The organism is Parathalassolituus penaei, from assembly GCF_026626885.1.
Taxonomy (GTDB): domain Bacteria; phylum Pseudomonadota; class Gammaproteobacteria; order Pseudomonadales; family Oceanobacteraceae; genus Oceanobacter; species Oceanobacter penaei.
Genome location: NZ_JAPNOA010000007.1, coordinates 1 through 322 on the forward strand (window position 1 = coordinate 1; position 322 = coordinate 322).

3 tRNA genes are annotated in these 322 nt (G+C 54.7%); all 3 read left to right on the forward strand.

Features of this window, described 5'->3' with window-relative positions:
* The first annotated feature begins 32 nt into the window (after positions 1-32).
* The 3 genes from OUO13_RS01675 (at position 33) to OUO13_RS01685 (ending at position 320) form a co-directional block, all read left to right on the forward strand.
* Positions 33-108, forward strand: a tRNA-Glu gene (locus OUO13_RS01675).
* A 21-nt stretch (positions 109-129) separates the two neighbouring features.
* Positions 130-205, forward strand: a tRNA-Gly gene (locus tag OUO13_RS01680).
* Positions 206-244: 39 nt separating this feature from the next.
* Positions 245-320 (forward strand) — tRNA-Glu (locus OUO13_RS01685).
* Positions 321-322 lie beyond the last annotated feature (2 nt).

Sequence of the window (322 nt, forward strand, 5' to 3'; positions counted from 1 at the left end):
AGAAGCCTGCTTCCGGTTAAGGAAGTTACGATGTCCCCATCGTCTAGAGGCCTAGGACACCGCCCTTTCACGGCGGTAACAGGGGTTCGAATCCCCTTGGGGATGCCACTTTAAATAGTGGAAAAATATGCGGGAATAGCTCAGTTGGTAGAGCACGACCTTGCCAAGGTCGGGGTCGCGAGTTCGAATCTCGTTTCCCGCTCCAGTTTGAAAGAAGCCTGCTTCCGGTTAAGGAAGTTACGATGTCCCCATCGTCTAGAGGCCTAGGACACCGCCCTTTCACGGCGGTAACAGGGGTTCGAATCCCCTTGGGGATGCCACT